Source organism: Enorma phocaeensis (genome assembly GCF_900186505.1).
Lineage (GTDB): Bacteria > Actinomycetota > Coriobacteriia > Coriobacteriales > Coriobacteriaceae > Enorma > Enorma phocaeensis.
Genome location: NZ_LT891969.1, coordinates 400,739 through 415,488 on the forward strand (window position 1 = coordinate 400,739; position 14,750 = coordinate 415,488).

The window sequence follows — 14,750 nt, forward strand, 5'->3', positions numbered from 1 at the left end:
GCTGTGGGGACGCTCGCGGATGGCACCGGTAAACGTGGATGCGACCATATCTTCTTCATCGGCTTCCTGGGTGCCGGTAAATCGACGCTCGCTCGAAACCTCGGCCGTATGTTCAACCGCCGCTATGTCGACACCGATCGCTTGGTAGAGCGTCGCGCCGGAGCGTCTATCAAAGGCATCTTCCGTCGTGAGGGCGAGGAGCGCTTCCGCGAGCTGGAGACAGCGGCCCTCTCCTCGTTGGCCTCCGAGCGCAGTTTGCTGGTCTCTTGCGGCGGCGGCATCGTAGAGACAGCAAGCAACATCGAGCTCATGCGGCAAATGGGCTACTGCGTCTTTCTCGATGGCGACTTCGAGGACTCCATGAGGCAGATTCGCTCGCTCGCCGCCCGTCCCGATTTCAAGTCGATCGAGCACGCCAAGCGCCTGTATGAGCATCGTCGCCCCCTGTACCTCGAAGCTGCGGATTTCCTGGTCGATATCAGGGGAAGGTCCTTCAAGGAAGTTTCCTATATCTGTGCGGACATGTTATTGGAGCGTGGTCTTCTATGACGATCAAACGTCAGCTGCTAACCATCAACCAGCGTTCGGTGGATGTTCGTATTGGCGAAGGCGCTCTAGAGGAGCTTTCGAGCTTTGCCGGCGGCATCGTGGGCAAGCCTAAGCGGGCGTTTCTCCTTGCAGGCGCCGACATCGACCAATCGGTTCTTTCGAACGTCGAGCGCGGCCTTGTCGACGCCGGGTTCGGAATCGAGCTCCAGGTGCTGCCCGCTGATGGGAATCCGCGTTCCTTTGCAGCTGCCACGAGCTTGTTCGAGCGGTTCGGTCGAGCGGGCATGACCGAAGACGACCTGGTGCTTGCGGTTGGTGATGTCCCGTTGTGCTCACTTGCCGCCTTCGTCGCTAAGCTCTGGTGCGGCGGCATGGCTTGCGCGCTCGTGCCCACGGGCCTCGACGGCATGACAATGCTGGCGACGGAGATGTCTCCTTTGGGTGAGGGGGAGGCCTTCGGTATGGTCTCGCTCCTTCCGCAACCTTCGATGGTCATCTGCGACCTGTCGTTTCTTCCGGCTATGGACCAAGACGCTCGGCTTGGCGGTTACGTCCGCATGGTTGGCGCCGCGCTCTCGGACGGGAAGCGTTTCTGGGACTCGCTTACGCAGCGCGCGGGCGATCTTGTCTCCCATGATGCCGATGCGCTCACTGATCTGCTTGTGTCGACGATGATCGCCCGACGCAACATCGTTAAGGCGGTCAACCCGGCTGCCCGGCGCGCCCTGTCGTATGGTACGGTGACCGCTCGTGCCCTTAAGGCTTGCCTAGGCGACGAGGTGCCCGGTTACGCCCTTCTGGCGGAGGGCATGGCGTTTGAGGCGAGGTTGGCGGTGGAGGCATGCAACCTTGATGCCCAGGTCGTCTTCGACCAGGACGACCTGCTCTTCGATCTTGGGATCGACGAGCTTCCCTGCAAGCTCGATGCTAAGGACCTCGTTGACGCAATCAGGGCGGAGCAGCTCCGCCATTCCAATAGAACCATGCTCGCCCTTCCGCGCTCGATAGGTTCCATCCGTTTTGCTGCCGTAGATGACGAGCTGCTATTGCGCCATGCGGAGGCATACACCGCCTCGCGTGCCGAGCTGGTTGAGGACTAGGTGTCTCGCAACGCGTCGGAGCGTTGCAGGTGTTTGGGAAGCTTTGGGAGGATATGCAATGGTTGATGAGCTGATCGGTCCCGCTGGGCGCATCGAGCGCGTGCGCAAGCTCATGGGGGAGCGCAACTACGATGCCGTGGTGATCAGAGACGAAGCGAACCTTCGCTGGCTCACGGGAGCCGAGGGGGTTTTCGATTTTACCGGGGAGCTTCCGCATGCGGCGTTCATCACTGCGGACGACGCGCTGCTCCACACCGATTCACGCTACTATAACGCCTTCATCGAGCATCTGCCCCAAAACAGCCCCTGGCTGGTCGACCAAGAGGTCGTTGCCATCCCTCGCTGGGTTGCCGATCGCGCCTGCCGTTTCCATGCACGCGTCGTCGCACTCGAGGATACCTGCGATCTCGCTTTCTACCAGGGTCTTATTCGCGCGTTCGAGGATTGCTCCATTGTTTGCAGCGTCCCGCTCATGCATGGCGACCTTCGTCTCATGCGCGCATCGAAGGATGCCCAGGAGCTTGAGCTCATCAGGCGCGCCCAGGCTATCACCGACGAGGCATTCACGCATATGCTCGGTTTCATCCGGCCCGGCCTTACGGAGAAGGAGCTCAAGCTCGAGCTCGAGACCTATATGCTCTCCCATGGGGCAGATGGTCTTGCATTCTCCACGATCGTCGCCACGGGTCCCAATACCGCCAACCCCCACGCCATCTCGGGTGATCGTATGGTCGAGAAGGGAGACTTCGTCCTCATGGACTATGGCGCCCGCTACCGCGACTACTGCTCCGATATGACGAGGACCGTCGTTGTGGGCGAGCCTTCCAAAGATCAGCTTTTCCTCTACGATTTGGTACGACGCACGCACGAGGAGTGCGTGAGCGCGATTCACGCCGGAGTCGATGGCAAGGAGGTCCACGAGCTTTCTTGCAAGATCATCGGAGATGCAGGATACGGGGCGTATTACGGGCATGGTCTCGGCCATGGAGTAGGAATCGATATCCATGAGCTCCCCACCTTCAGCAGGAAGTCGAACACGGTTGGCGAGGGCGCCGTCATTACGGTCGAGCCAGGGGTGTATCTACCTGGTGTGGGCGGCGTGCGCCTGGAGGATTTCGGCGTCGTGACCCAGCAGGGTTTCGAGCCCTTCACGCAGAGCCCGCACGAGCTTCAGGTTATCGACTGCTCGTAATGCCCTGCCTCTGGCTCCGCAGCGGGGTCGCTGGATCGTCCCATGGGGGTGCGGTCGGGTTGGGAATCCTTACCATACGGGCTCTCGCCATGTATATTTCGCAGCGTATCGCGGGGGCGCACGTGAAAGAGTATAATTTGAGCGTTCATGCAACGACGCTCTGCGGCTATCCGGCCGCGACGGATTCGGAAAGGTAGCATATGGCAACCATCACCACCGCTGATTTCAAGAACGGTATCGGCCTGCGCATCAAGGACAAGGTCGTGACCATCGTCGAGTTTCAGCATGTCAAGCCTGGCAAGGGCGGTGCATTCGTGCGCTACAAGACCAAGGACATCAAGAGCGGCCGCGTGGTCGAGAACACCTGCAACGCCGGCACCAAGTTCGAGAGCGTTATGCTGAGCACTCGCGAGATGCAGTACCTCTACCACGATGGCACCGACTACATCTTCATGGACAACGAGACCTATGAGCAGGTGCCCGTTTCCGAGGACTTCATCGGCGACAACGCCAAGTGGCTCAAGGAGAACGACGTCTGCCAGCTCCTCTATGCTGACGACGAGCTCATGGGCGTGAATCCGCCGATGTTCATCGAGGTGCAGATCACGCAAACTGACCCCGGTTTCAAGGGCGATACCGTTCAGGGCTCCACCAAGCCGGCTACGATCGAGACCGGTGCTGTGGTTCAGGTTCCCATGTACCTTAACGAGGGTGAGACCATCAAGATCGATACCCGCGACGGCAAGTTCGTTTCCCGCGTCTAGCTCCCCTAGAGGGAAGAAATGAGGGACCTCATGTCTCAGGAGATCTACATTTCCGGTATGGGCATCGCGCCCGAGGTGCTTGCCACCGTGGTCACCCGCTCCGTTGAGGAGATCGAGGGCGTCGCATCGGTTGGCGTGAAGGACCTCGCTGCCAACCTGGTTTCGATGTTCTCCACTCGCAGTGCCTCCTCTGCTCCCGCCGTCGAGGCGACCGTCGAAGATGACAAGCTTGCCATCACGGTCCATCTCGTCGTCTTCTTCGGCTATCCTTTCAAGAACCTTGCCGAGATCGTGCGCGCGGCTGTCGTTCACGGCATCGATGCGCAGGTCGGCGTCGAGGTCTCGCGCGTCGACGTGTGCATCGACGGCCTCGTGTTCCCCAAGGAGTAGCACGTGAGCCGTAAAGTCGAACGAGGCCGCACGCTCGCGCGCAGCCAGGCACTGCAGCTCCTGTTCCAGGCGGAGATCACTCGCAGGACCGTCGAGGAGGTTCTCGCAGGGGACTACCTCATCTCGAAGGGCCCGCTTGATCCCTATGCTGTCGAGATCGCTCGCGGATGCGCGGATCATCTCTCCACGATCGACAGCGCGCTTCAGCGCGCCTCCGAGAATTGGTCGCTTTCTCGTATGCCTGGAGCCGATCGCAACTTACTGCGCGTTGCTGTCTACGAGCTTCGCTATGCGCCGGATCGGCTTGATGACGCCGTCGTCATCAACGAGGCGGTCGAACTTGCCAAGGCGTACGGTACCGACGAGTCTGCGAGCTTCGTGAACGGCGTGCTTGGTCGCGTCGTACGCGAGGGTGACCGCTTCTTCCCGTCAGATTCGTCTTCCGAAGAAGCTGAGGCGTCTTCCATTGAGGTCGCTCCATCCATTGCGGACCCCTCTTCTGAGGAGGAGCGGTAACTATGGCGGATACCGCGCTCAACAGCTTCGCAGACATCACCGAGCGCCTTGACGAGATCGTTGCTTCGGTGCGCTCCAAGGATACCTCCTTAGAGCGGAGCCTCGATCTTTTGGATGAGGGCATCGCGCTTGGGTCGCGGGCTGTCGAGCTTGTGGACAGCTTCGACCTGAGTCCCGAGGAAGCCGAACAGCTCGCTGACGCCGTTGAAGCGGATGCTGCAGGCGAACCAGAGGCTGCGCCTCACGAAAACGACGCTGAATAGACAGAGGCGGTTTATGAAGCGAGTCCGCCTTGATGATGAAATGATTGCCCAGGGCATCTGCGCTGATCGCGCGGATGCCCTGCGTATCTTGATGGCAGGTGACGTCTCCTCGCGCGGCGAGCGCTTGACCTCCCCAGGCCTGAAGGTCGATCCGGGTATCGAGCTCCATGTGAAGGGGCACCTGCCATTCGTGGGGCGCGGGGGCCTCAAGCTCGCCGGAGCGCTCGATGCCTTCCGCTTCGACCCATCCGGCCTAGCATGCCTGGACATCGGATGCTCCACAGGGGGCTTCACCGACTGCCTGCTCAAGCGAGGAGCCTCGAGCGTCGTCTCGGTTGATGTCGGGCGTGCCCAGTTCGCCTGGTCGCTCAGGAACGATCCGCGCGTGACCCTGCTTGAGAGGACCAATGTCTGCGATGTGCCGGAGCTCGGCTATCGAGGCGCTTTCGAACTCGCTGTCTGCGATGTCTCCTTCACGGGGATCGCGCATATCATCGAGGCGGTTCAAGAGCTGCTGGCCCCCGGCGGGGTCTTCCTCACGCTCGTTAAACCGCAGTTCGAGGCGGCACCTGAAGAGGTCGGTGATGGCGGCGTGGTACGTGACCTCGCCGTTCGCCGAGCGGTGCTCGAACGCGTGATCGGAGTCCTCGGTGATCACGGTCTTGCTCCTTTTGGCTTGTGTGCTTCGCCGATTTCTGGAGCTAAGGGCAATGTGGAGTTCTTCGCCATCGCCCGTATGGGTAAGCTAGAGGATGGCCGGCTTCCAGCCGAGGCGGCGCGGATGGTGCTCACCCAAGTCGAAGGAGTTGTGGGTTCATGAAGGTCTTCCTCGTTCCCAACTACTACAAGAACGAGGCTGTCGACAGCGGTCTTCGTCTTGAGCTCTGGTTGAACCGCCAGGGTGCCGAGGTCGTCTGGGCGCAGGACCAGCGCTCCAAAATCGTCGCCCAACCGGATATCGAAGGGTGCGATCTGGTGATCTCGCTCGGTGGCGACGGGACGCTGCTGCGTGCCGCGCGCATCGTCGGCTATCGGGAGATTCCCATCCTTGGCCTGTCGTATGGCCATGTCGGCTTCCTTACGGCAGCAAGTCCCAGCGAGCGCGACGTCATCAGCGTCGTGAGCGACGCGCTTGCGGGCGAGCTTCACGTCAGCCGCCGGGCGACGCTTGATGTCGACGTTGTCGGCGAGGCTGGAGAAGAGGCTCCGAGCACCGTCAACACGTTCGCTCTCAACGATCTCGCCTTGACGCGTGGGCCGCTCTCAGACATGGTCGAATTCGATATCACCGTTTCCGGTCATCACATCGACCGGTTGCGCGGCGACGGCGTGGTGGTCTCGACTGCGACCGGTTCCACCGGCTATGCGCTCTCTGCCGGAGGGCCTATCGTGAGCCCAGATTATTCGGGCATGGTCTGCGTGCCCATAGCGCCGCATACCATCCAGGCGCGCGCTTTTCTGACCTCACCCTCGGATGTCGTCGAGATCGCCATGTCGCATGAGCGCCCGTCGGTTCCCGCAATAGCGGTCGACGGTCAGTTCATCACCAGTGAAGCAACCGTCGACCGAGTTGTGGTTCGTCGCGGCCCTGGAGATATCCTGCTGCTCGATTACGGTCCCGAGAGCTTCTACAACTCGGTATCGCGCGTGTTCTACGGAGTGCATCATGGTCGATGAGATCGAGGTCCGCGACCTTGCCTTGATCCGCAACGCGTCCTTCGCTCCGGCGGAGGGCCTCACCGTTCTAACCGGCGAGACGGGTGCGGGAAAGACGGCCCTGCTTTCCGCCTTCAAGCTGCTTGTGGGGGAGCGCGCGGAGGCCTCGCAGGTTCGCGAGGGGTCAGATGCCGCCCTCGTTACCGGTCGCTTCTTCTTCGATGCCCGTGATACCGAGGGGACGTGCGTTGAGCGGCGCGTTGCATCCGATGGCCGCAGCCGCGTCCGCATCGATGGCTCGATCTCCAGCGTGAGGGAACTTGCCTCGCTTGTGGGGCCGCGGGTCGACCTATGCGGCCAGCATGAGCACCAGCGCCTGCTTGATCCTGCCTCGCATGTTGAGATGGTCGATGCCTGGTCGGGAGCCTCGGTTCAGAACGCGGTGCGGGCTTATCGCGACGCCCTTGCACAGGCGCGTGCGGCGGCTGCCGAGCTCGATCGTATCGAACGGGCGGCATCGACCCAGGGTGCCCGCTTGGAGGACGCTCGCTTCACGTGCGAGCGCATCGACGAGGTCGATCCCAAAGAAGGTGAGCTCGAGGAGCTCGAGGAGTTGCTTCCGCGCGCCGAGCACGCCGAAGCCCTCGCCGGTACGGCCCATGAGGCTGCGGAAGCGCTCTCAGGCGAGGGAGGCGCGCTTGATGGGTTGAACGCCGCCATCGCCGAGCTGTCTCGCATGGGGTCGGTTGATACCAAGCTATCCGAATATGCCGACCAGCTTGCCGGCGCGGCGATCACGATCGAGGATGCGGTGAGCGATCTGCACCGCTATCGCAATGGGGTCGATTTCGATCCGGCGGAACTCGGCCGTCTGCAAGAGCGCTACGGCGCGATCAAGGGGTTGCTCAGGCGATTCGGCCCGCGCATGGAAGATGTTTTCGCCAAACGCGACGAGGCCCGGGAGCTTCTCGCTCTCGTAGATGACAGCGAGGCGCGCGTTCGCCGGGCGCGTCAGGAGGTCGATGAGGCGGAACGTAACCTCGCAGCATGCGCGCGCACGCTCTCGAAGCGTCGCAACGAGGCTGCCCCTCGGTTCTGCCGTGAGGTCGTTAAGCAGATGGCTCGCCTCGAGATGGGGCGCGCGGAGCTCGTCTGGGAGTCGCGTCCGCTGCCCCGCGAGCGGTGGACGGAGGCTGGCCCTGCGTCTTGCGAGCTGCTGTATCGGAGCGGAGCCGGTCTTACCCCGCGCCCGCTTAGGCGCATCGCTTCGGGCGGTGAGCTCTCTCGCGTGATGCTCGCTTGCAAAGTTGTCCTCGGCGAGGCGGACGGCGTGGATACCCTCGTGTTCGACGAAGTGGATGCGGGCGTGGGCGGCGCGGTGGCTCGCTCGCTCGCTCAAGTGCTCGCCGATCTTTCCCGTACGCATCAAGTGGTCGTCGTGACGCACGTCGCGCAGGTTGCCGTCCTGGCAGATCGACACTACGTTGTGCGCAAGCAGGATGCCGATGTTCCCGAAACCCAGCTGGTCGAGGTCACCGGTGATGAGCGGGTGCGCGAAATCGCCCGCATGCTTTCCGGTGATGCGTCCGAGGCTTCGCTTGCGCACGCGCGCCAGATGCTAGGAGAGGTCGACGAGGCTTAGCCTCGATCGCCGCCCTTTCCATTGAGCGAGCGGTCGGGAAGCGAGCTATCCAGCCGATGCATCGTCGTTCAAAGCTGCTTGCTGTCAGCTCGCGCTTCCTTAGGCGAGGCGCTCTGAGAGCATCTCGATGGCGTGCCGATATCCGTTGAGACCTTCTCCCGCCACCCGCGCGATGCATGCCATTCCGGCATATGAGACCTGGCGGAAGGCCTCACGAGCATCCACGTCGGAGATATGGACCTCGATGGCGGGGATGGCGACCGCCTTGAGGGCGTCGAGGATCGCGACGCTCGTATGGGTATAGGCTGCCGGGTTGATGACGATGCCGTCGACGGTGCCCCATGCCTCCTGGATCTTGTCGACGATGGCTCCCTCATGGTTTGACTGGAATACCTCGATGTCATCGAAGCCGTTGTCAGCGGCGGCTTCGCGGCAGATCCGCTCGAGGTCGGCGTAGGTACCGGTGCCGTAAATGGCGGGTTCGCGAACGCCGAGCATATTGAGGTTGGGGCCGTTGATGACGAGCACCTTCACAGCGCGTTCCTTTCTCGGTAAGGGGCGGGTTAGAGGCTTACGCTTCAAGTTCACCGGCTTCGCCACGTAACCGGACGTCTAGCTGCAGTTCCTGCAAGACGGCTTGAGCTGTGAGTGAGGCGGAGGCGCGCGAGGCTATGATGCGATCAGCCCATGACCGGTAAAGCGGCATGCGCTGCTCGGCTAAGGCCTGCACGCCGTTTTGCGCGGAGAGCGGCCTGCCCCTGCTCGAGAGCTCCTCGAGTGGACGGTCGAGCATCACGATGCGGCTGTTCTGATGGAGCAGCGCATAGTTTTCCGGCCGGGTGACCACGCCGCCCCCGCAGGAGATGACGAGCCTGCTTGCCTTGGCGATATCGGCGAGCACGTGCGTCTCCTGCACGCGAAACGCTTCCTCGCCCTGCTCGATGATGAAGTCGGAGCAGGTCGTGCCGAGTCGCCTCTCGAGCTCGACATCGATATCGACGTGCTGGCGTCCGGTAAGGCGAGCGAGCTCTCGGCCGACGCGGGTCTTGCCAGCGCCCGGCATGCCGATGAGGGCAACGTTTTGTTCTAGCCGCGCAAGCGTCTCGGTGGTCGCCTGGATGCGATCTTTCGATATGGATTCCCCTGTGAAGAGGCGATCGGCTTCGGCTGCTTGGGCAACAAGCATAAGCAGGCCGTTCACCGCTGGCATGCCGCGCTGCTCGGCTTCGATGATGAGGGCCGTCCGCGCGGGGTTGTAGATGAGGTCGATCACTCCCTCGAGGTCGGGGAGCGCCTCGAGCGTGCAGGGCGCTTCGGGACAGTTGGGGTACATCCCTGAGGGCGTGGCGTTGACCAGAAGGGCGGCATCGCTGTAGTGGGGGAGGTCATCGTAGGTGACCGGTCCGCTACGTCCTACCGATACGACGTCTGCACCCAGATCGCATAAGACGGCGCGGCAGGTCGTTCCCGCTCCTCCGCTGCCCCCGAGCACGAGCGCGCGCTTGCCCGCGACATCTACGCCGAGAGCCGTCACGAGGGCATGGAATCCTGCGAAGTCGGTGTTATCGCCGAGGAGCGTCCCGTCCGCGCGTCTGACGATGGTGTTCACGTTGCCCAAGCGCTGCGCCGTGGGAGTGAGCTCATCCAAGAAGGGCACCACCGCATGCTTGTACGGTACGGTGACGTTGAGCCCCTGCCAGCCTGTCTGCTGCAGAAACGATCCGAGCTCGTGTGGTTCGAGTTCGATGAGCCGATAGGGTATGCCCGCGAGCTCACCATGAATGGCGGGGGAGTAGCTATGGCCGAGCTTGCGCCCAAGAAGGCCGAAGGGGGCATCTGCGGCTTGGGTGGAATCGGAAAGCGCGCCCATCTATATCAGCTCCTGATAGCTTCCTAGGTACGCGAACATCTCGCAAACGTCGGAGATCCCGTCGAGCAGATTTCCCAAGGCTGCCGATCCGAACGGGCAATCCAGATCGAAGTAGAACATGAACTCGAAGTCCCTCCCCGGAATGGGACGGCTCTCGAGCTTCACGAGGTTAATGTCGAGGGCGTAGATGCGCTCGAGTACGCGGTAGAGCGAGCCGGGTTCATGCGAGACCGTGAGCATGAGCGAGGTGCGCGTGGCGCCAGGAAAGACCTGAGGCGTGGCGGAGATCACGACGAAGCGCGTATAGTTGTTGTCTGAATCCTGCACGTCCTCATCTATGGCCGTGAGTCCATAGAGTGCCGCGCAATCGCGAGACGAGAGGGCGGCGATGTCGCGTCTCGGCGATTCTGCGACGAATGCCGCCGCTTGCGCCGTGTTCTCGCAGGCGTGCACGGTGACACCGAGGCGTTCGAGGTATTCCGAGCATTGCGCGATGGCTTGCTCGTGGGAGTAGACCTCGGAGATGTCGGCTTTCGATACACCGGGCTTGGCAAGTAGGTTGTGGTCGATTTTGAGACGTATGCTCCGCACGATGGAGAAGCGATACTTCGCGATAAGGTCGTAGACGGCGTTCACCGATCCTGCGGTGGAGTTTTCGATGGGGAGCACGCCGTAGGTAGAAGACCCATCCCTCACCGAGCGGAAAACACCCTCGAATGTGGGGTGGAAGGTGATGGTGGGAATCTTGAAAAGCCGGCACGCGGCAATCTGGCTGTAGGCTCCTTCGACCCCTTGGCAGGCAACGTCGGCGAGGGCGGGGAAGGGTTTATCGATGGGTTGCAGGGCGCTGAATGCCGTGCGGGAGAGCGAGCCGGCGTCTGCGGCATGGATCGCTCGTTGCTGGGCGGCCTTGTTCATACTCATGAGCAGCGAGAAGAGGCTCACCGCCTGCCCGCTGAACTCTGCGGGGACCGCGCGTGCCACCTGTGAGAGCTTCTCGCGCTCGCGTTCGGGATCGAAAACCGCCTTGCCCGTCTGGGCTTTGGCTTTGGCAACCTCTTGGGCAAGCTCCATTCGCTCGCAGAAGAGGTCGAGGATCCCCGCGTCGATCGCGTCGATCCGGTTGCGGATATCTGAGAGTTCCATGAACGACCCTTTCCTGTTTTGTCGATGAGCGCGGGGGATCGTGGCGAATTCCTGGTTTAGCGCCGAGGGGCGGGGTACTTGAAGCGGCCGTCCTCGATCATGAGGTCGAGCAAGGCGAGCGCGCAGGCGGCTTCGGCGACCGGCACGGCTCGGGGGACTATGCAAGGGTCGTGACGTCCTTTGATGGCAAGCTCTGCTGGTTCCATTCGGTCGAGGTCGACGCTTTGCTGCTTCTGGCCGATCGATGGCGTGGGCTTTACCGCCATCTGCCAGACGATGGGCATGCCGGTTGAAATCCCGCCGAGGATGCCCCCCGCGTTGTTCGTTTCGGTTGCTACCTGGCCATCGCGTATGGTGTAGGGATCGTTGTTCTTGCTACCGGTAAGGTAGGAGGCGCAGAAACCGGCACCGAAATCAATCCCTTTGACCGCGGGGATCCCGAAGGCAAGCCGTGCGATTCGATTTTCGATTCCGTCGAACATGGGGTCCCCGATGCCTACGGGCACCCCGTAAGCAGCGCATTCGATGACGCCTCCGATGCTGTCGAGCTCATCGCGGGCGCGCAGGATCGCCGCTTCCATGCGTGCGGCGGCGTCTGTTGCGATGCATGGGAAGCTATGAGCTCGCAACGCGGCGACCTGTGCGATGTCGAGTTCGAGCTCGTTGAGCGGCTCGTCTGGTATGCCTTCCGGTCCAAGGCTGGAGACGTGCGCGACGACCTCGATTCCTTGCGTGGCGAGCGCTTGCTTTGCGATGGCGCCGGCAACGCAAAGCGGCGCGGTGAGCCTGCCTGAGAAGTGGCCTCCGCCTGAGACATCGTGCCAGTTTCCGTACTTCATGCGCGCGGGGAAATCAGCATGGCCTGGACGAGGAACGGTTCGCAGGCCAGCGTAATCACCCGATCGCGTATCGGCATTCTCGATGACGGCGCCAATAGGCGAGCCTGTGGTATGCCCATCGAGGATTCCCGAGAGGAATGTCGGAGCGTCGGCTTCGCGGCGCCGCGTGGCCGTGTCCGAGCGTCCAGGGGCCCTCCGGTCGAGGAAGGCTTGGAGTTCGTCCATATCGATGGGAATGCCGGCGGGAACTCCGTCTATGGTGCAGCCGATGCCGGCGGAATGCGACTCGCCGAAGATCGAGAGGCGAACGCTCGTCCCTACAACCGACGCCATCTAGTCCTCCTTAAGCTCGACGATGCCGCCAAGCTCACGGTAATCGTCGAAGAACGTTGGATAGGATTTGGCAACTGCCTCGGCGCCGCGAATCACCACGGGACCGCTGGCGCGAACCGCGGCGACGGCAGCGGTCATCGCGATGCGGTGGTCGCGGCAGGCATCGACCGTGCCGCCGGTTAATTCGGGAACGCCTTCTATGACGAGGTCGTCGCCCACGATGCGCACATTTGCGCCCAGCGCGTTCAGCATCGCCGCCGTGGTCTGGAGCCGGTCGGACTCCTTGAGGCGTAGCCTTGCGCAATCGTGGATGACCGTGGTCCCCTCGCACGATGCAGCTACGGCAGAAAGCACGGGCACTAGATCCGGTACGTCGCGTGCGCTGAGCGAAAAGCCCTTGAGCTTGTCGGGACGGACGGTTGCCGCGGCGGTGGAGCGATTCACCCGCGCACCGAATCGCGACAGCGCGGCGAGCACGGTACGGTCGCCCTGCATCGAGTTGAGCGCGAGGCCGCGTACCGTGATGGGCCGTTTGCCGATCGCCGCCGCGCAGAACCAGAACGCCGCGTTCGACCAATCGCCTTCGACGCATATGCGCCGCGGCGTGCGATAGCCCGTACCGTCGAGGTGGAAGCGCGTTACCTGCTGCTCGGCATCGCACTCGGTGCGGACCGCGATGCCGAACGCGGCAAGCGCTTCGAGGGTGAGGTCGACATACGGTTTGCTCTCAAGCGCGCCGGTGACCTCGACGGTGCTCTCCTGCCCAAGAAGCGGCAAGGCAAGGAGAAGGCCCGACACGTACTGGGAGCTCACGTTCCCCGGAAGCAGGAAGGTGCCCGGACGCAGGCGATTGCGTGCCGTGAGGGGGAGGCCTCCTGTTGCCGGCAGGTCGCAGCCCGCGGCCAAGAGCTCGTTGATGAGCGGCGTGAGGGGTCGCTCGCCAAGCCGTGCCGCACCGATGAAGGTGGCGTCGGCGCCGAGCGCGCAGGCGACCGGAAGCATGAAGCGCAGGGTTGAGCCCGATTCGCGGCAGTCGAGCGTTCGCCCGGTAAGGGCGCGCAGGATTCCATGCTCCTGACTCTTGGGAATGGGGTGGATCTCGAAGACTCCAGGCGAGCGAACGATGCGCGCTCCCAGGGTCTCAAGGCAATCAAGGGTCGCCTCGATATCATCGCAGGTGGTGTTGCATACCACCTCGGTAGGGCCGTTGGCGAGCGCCGCGGCGATGACGAGCCGGTGCGCCATGGACTTCGAGGCGATGGCGTGCACCTCGCCGGAGAGGGTCTTGGGTTCGATGCGCGCGATCACAGCGTGTTCGCCTCCTGTCCTGCCGCTTGCGCCATGTCTTCGTGTCCGCAGGCAGCGTGGCGGCAATCTCCGGCGCGTAGCAGCTCGTGGAAGTCGTCCAGGCTCATGCACTCGATGGAGCATGAGCCGATTGCATGGGGCATGACGACATCGATGTGCTCGCCGGCCCGCTTCTTATCGTGCAGTGCCTCCGTATAGATGCGATCGGCGTCCCAGCGGCAGGTGGTGTCCAGGCCGCAACGGCGTGCAAGGCGGGCGATGCGGTCGGGCACGCTGGCATCGCAGGCTCCCCGCATGACGGCGGCGCTTGCGATCAGAACCATGCCTTGGGCCACGCAAGATCCGTGGCCGAGTTTATATTCTTCGAGCGCTTCTATCGCATGGCCGGCGCTGTGGCCAAAATTCAATAGCTTCCGGGCGTGGGCTTCGCGCTCATCGGCAGCAACCACGTCGCGCTTTATCTCGACGTTGCGAGCGATGATCGCGGCAACCATGCCAAGGTCGCTATGGAGCAGCTCCGTCGTGAGGGGCGTTTGCTCGAGTTGGGCAAAGAGCCGGCTATCTCTGATGACGCCATGTTTTATCACCTCGCCGCATCCATCGGCAAGTTGCTCGGGCTCAAGGGTGCCCAGGCAACCGACATCGGCGATCACCACGCGAGGCTGCCAGAAGGCGCCGGCAAGGTTCTTGCCGGCTTTGAGGTCTATGGCGGTTTTGCCGCCCACCGAGGAGTCGACCATGGCGAGCAAGCTTGTGGGGATCTGGGCAAGCGGGCAGCCGCGCATGTAGCATGCGGCAGCAAAGCCGGCGACATCCCCGGTTACCCCGCCGCCGAGCGCAACGACCGCATCGCTCCGACTGAACTCATGCTCGGCCATGAACTCGAGGATATCGATAAGGGTGCTCGCGCGCTTCTGGCGCTCGCCAGCGCTGAACGTGAACGTGAACACCTCGTAGCCAACGGACTTGAGGCTTTGGCTCACGATGGGGGCGTAGAGCGGCCCCACGTTGGAATCGGTGACGATTACGGCGCGCTCGCCTCCGCAGGCTGTGCGGACGAGTTCTCCCGATGCCTCAAGGAGCATGGTGCCGATATGCACCTTGTACGGGGTGGATGCCGGGATGTCGATGGTGTACATAGCGTGTTCCTTGACTGCTTGGATTGTCTGCCTTCCGGTTGCG

16 protein-coding genes are annotated in these 14,750 nt (G+C 62.5%); 10 read left to right on the forward strand and 6 right to left on the reverse strand.

The window, feature by feature from the left end; genetic code table 11:
* Positions 1 to 3: 3 nt before the first annotated feature.
* The 10 genes from C1717_RS04685 (at position 4) to recN (ending at position 8,072) form a co-directional block, all read left to right on the forward strand.
* Positions 4 to 549, forward strand: coding sequence for a shikimate kinase (locus tag C1717_RS04685; protein WP_102372057.1), 546 nt, complete (start codon positions 4 to 6; stop codon positions 547 to 549).
* Positions 546 to 1,649: a dehydroquinate synthase/iron-containing alcohol dehydrogenase family protein gene (locus C1717_RS04690; RefSeq protein WP_102372058.1), complete on the forward strand. Its 1,104-nt coding sequence runs from the start codon at positions 546 to 548 to the stop codon at positions 1,647 to 1,649. Before C1717_RS04685 ends, C1717_RS04690 begins: the two co-directional genes overlap by 4 nt.
* Positions 1,650 to 1,707: 58 nt before the next feature.
* Entirely contained in the window at positions 1,708 to 2,841 is a 1,134-nt protein-coding gene (locus C1717_RS04695) for a M24 family metallopeptidase (protein ID WP_102372059.1), read from the forward strand.
* A gap of 200 nt (positions 2,842 to 3,041) precedes the next feature.
* Positions 3,042 to 3,605: an elongation factor P gene (efp, locus tag C1717_RS04700; RefSeq protein ID WP_102372060.1), complete on the forward strand. Its 564-nt coding sequence runs from the start codon at positions 3,042 to 3,044 to the stop codon at positions 3,603 to 3,605.
* A 30-nt stretch (positions 3,606 to 3,635) separates the two neighbouring features.
* Entirely contained in the window at positions 3,636 to 3,995 is a 360-nt protein-coding gene (locus C1717_RS04705) for an Asp23/Gls24 family envelope stress response protein (RefSeq protein ID WP_102372317.1), read from the forward strand.
* A 3-nt stretch (positions 3,996 to 3,998) separates the two neighbouring features.
* Entirely contained in the window at positions 3,999 to 4,511 is a 513-nt protein-coding gene (gene nusB, locus C1717_RS04710; protein WP_102372061.1) for a transcription antitermination factor NusB, read from the forward strand.
* A 2-nt stretch (positions 4,512 to 4,513) separates the two neighbouring features.
* Entirely contained in the window at positions 4,514 to 4,774 is a 261-nt protein-coding gene (locus C1717_RS04715) for an exodeoxyribonuclease VII small subunit (RefSeq protein ID WP_102372062.1), read from the forward strand.
* A gap of 13 nt (positions 4,775 to 4,787) precedes the next feature.
* Positions 4,788 to 5,594, forward strand: coding sequence for a TlyA family RNA methyltransferase (locus C1717_RS04720; protein ID WP_102372063.1), 807 nt, complete (start codon positions 4,788 to 4,790; stop codon positions 5,592 to 5,594).
* On the forward strand, positions 5,591 to 6,451 hold the full coding sequence (locus C1717_RS04725) for an NAD(+)/NADH kinase (protein WP_102372064.1): 861 nt from the start codon (positions 5,591 to 5,593) through the stop codon (positions 6,449 to 6,451). Before C1717_RS04720 ends, C1717_RS04725 begins: the two co-directional genes overlap by 4 nt.
* Entirely contained in the window at positions 6,441 to 8,072 is a 1,632-nt protein-coding gene (gene recN / locus C1717_RS04730) for a DNA repair protein RecN (protein ID WP_102372065.1), read from the forward strand. The genes C1717_RS04725 and recN overlap by 11 nt, the downstream gene beginning before the upstream one ends.
* Positions 8,073 to 8,171: 99 nt before the next feature.
* Here the strand turns inward: recN and aroQ are convergent, their stop codons facing one another.
* From aroQ to aroB, 6 genes are read right to left on the reverse strand one after another with little or no spacing between them, the layout of a single operon-like run.
* A complete protein-coding gene (gene aroQ, locus C1717_RS04735; RefSeq protein ID WP_102372066.1) occupies positions 8,172 to 8,606 on the reverse strand; it encodes a type II 3-dehydroquinate dehydratase in 435 nt (144 codons plus the stop codon).
* 37 nt (positions 8,607 to 8,643) lie between these two features.
* Positions 8,644 to 9,942 carry a shikimate kinase gene (locus tag C1717_RS04740; protein WP_102372067.1) on the reverse strand — a complete coding sequence of 433 codons (1,299 nt, stop codon included), beginning with the start codon at positions 9,940 to 9,942 and terminating at the stop codon, positions 8,644 to 8,646.
* A complete protein-coding gene (locus C1717_RS04745) occupies positions 9,943 to 11,088 on the reverse strand; it encodes a bifunctional chorismate mutase/prephenate dehydratase (protein WP_102372068.1) in 1,146 nt (381 codons plus the stop codon).
* A 56-nt stretch (positions 11,089 to 11,144) separates the two neighbouring features.
* Positions 11,145 to 12,260 (reverse strand): chorismate synthase, encoded by a 1,116-nt coding sequence (gene aroC, locus C1717_RS04750; RefSeq protein ID WP_102372069.1) that lies wholly within the window; start codon positions 12,258 to 12,260, stop codon positions 11,145 to 11,147.
* Complete coding sequence (gene aroA, locus C1717_RS04755) at positions 12,261 to 13,568, reverse strand: 3-phosphoshikimate 1-carboxyvinyltransferase (protein WP_102372070.1); 1,308 nt, start codon at positions 13,566 to 13,568, stop codon at positions 12,261 to 12,263.
* The gene (gene aroB / locus C1717_RS04760; protein ID WP_102372071.1) at positions 13,565 to 14,707 is read right to left on the reverse strand and encodes a 3-dehydroquinate synthase; all 1,143 of its coding nucleotides are present in this window, start codon (positions 14,705 to 14,707) and stop codon (positions 13,565 to 13,567) included. Before aroB ends, aroA begins: the two co-directional genes overlap by 4 nt.
* Between the last annotated feature and the right edge of the window lie 43 nt (positions 14,708 to 14,750).

What these genes read in the sequence shown, in the direction of transcription:
- C1717_RS04690 (WP_102372058.1), top strand. Translation starts at nt 546, where the DNA reads ATGACGATCAAACGTCAGCTGCTAACCATCAACCAGCGTTCGGTGGAT.
- C1717_RS04695 (WP_102372059.1), top strand. Translation starts at nt 1,708, where the DNA reads ATGGTTGATGAGCTGATCGGTCCCGCTGGGCGCATCGAGCGCGTGCGC.
- efp (WP_102372060.1), top strand. Translation starts at nt 3,042, where the DNA reads ATGGCAACCATCACCACCGCTGATTTCAAGAACGGTATCGGCCTGCGC.
- C1717_RS04705 (WP_102372317.1), top strand. Translation starts at nt 3,636, where the DNA reads ATGTCTCAGGAGATCTACATTTCCGGTATGGGCATCGCGCCCGAGGTG.
- C1717_RS04715 (WP_102372062.1), top strand. Translation starts at nt 4,514, where the DNA reads ATGGCGGATACCGCGCTCAACAGCTTCGCAGACATCACCGAGCGCCTT.
- C1717_RS04720 (WP_102372063.1), top strand. Translation starts at nt 4,788, where the DNA reads ATGAAGCGAGTCCGCCTTGATGATGAAATGATTGCCCAGGGCATCTGC.
- C1717_RS04725 (WP_102372064.1), top strand. Translation starts at nt 5,591, where the DNA reads ATGAAGGTCTTCCTCGTTCCCAACTACTACAAGAACGAGGCTGTCGAC.
- recN (WP_102372065.1), top strand. Translation starts at nt 6,441, where the DNA reads ATGGTCGATGAGATCGAGGTCCGCGACCTTGCCTTGATCCGCAACGCG.
- C1717_RS04740 (WP_102372067.1), bottom strand. Translation starts at nt 9,942, where the DNA reads ATGGGCGCGCTTTCCGATTCCACCCAAGCCGCAGATGCCCCCTTCGGC.
- C1717_RS04745 (WP_102372068.1), bottom strand. Translation starts at nt 11,088, where the DNA reads ATGGAACTCTCAGATATCCGCAACCGGATCGACGCGATCGACGCGGGG.
- aroC (WP_102372069.1), bottom strand. Translation starts at nt 12,260, where the DNA reads ATGGCGTCGGTTGTAGGGACGAGCGTTCGCCTCTCGATCTTCGGCGAG.
- aroB (WP_102372071.1), bottom strand. Translation starts at nt 14,707, where the DNA reads ATGTACACCATCGACATCCCGGCATCCACCCCGTACAAGGTGCATATC.